The 587-nt window shown below is 59.8% G+C and carries 1 protein-coding gene; it reads left to right on the top strand.

The annotated features are described in order from the left end of the window. A partial coding sequence (locus tag EVX52_RS25115; protein WP_205952725.1) for a type VI secretion system Vgr family protein occupies positions 1 to 587 on the top strand: 587 nt, incomplete at both ends.

Below are 587 nucleotides of genomic sequence, written 5' to 3' on the forward strand. Positions count from 1 at the left end.
TCTGCTGCCGTGGCCGAGCGTCGCCGGCACGCTGCCCGCCCGTATCTCCAGCGCACATCCGGATGAGCCTTATGCCCATATCAGCGCCGACGGTTTGTACCGCGCCCGGTTTGGTTTCGACCGCACCGAATGGCAGAAAGGCTTTGAGAGCTGCTGGCTGCGTCTGGCAAAACCCTATTCCGGGGATACCTGCGGCTTCCATATGCCGCTGCTGGATTCCACCGGCGTGGCGATTGCCTTCGAGAACGGCGACGTTGACCGGCCGTACATTGCTTATGCACTGCACGATTCACGGCATCCGGACCCTGTGGCGCTGCCGAACTACAAGCGGAACGTTATCCGTACGCCTTCTGGAAATAAGTTAAGACTTGATGATTCACGAGGCAAAGAACACATCAAGCTTTCCACACCGGCCAGCGGCAAAAGCCAGCTGAACCTGGGTGCGCTGGTCGATGATAAACGTAAAGACCGCGGTCACGGCGCCGAGCTGCGCACCGACGACTGGGTGGCCGTTCGTGGCGGCAAGGGTGTGTTTATTTCCGCCGATGTGCAGGCTTGTGCCGGAGGTCAGCAACTGGACATGCAAC

The sequence above is a fragment of the Rahnella sp. CFA14(1/10) genome, assembly GCF_004195095.1.
GTDB lineage: Bacteria > Pseudomonadota > Gammaproteobacteria > Enterobacterales > Enterobacteriaceae > Rahnella > Rahnella perminowiae.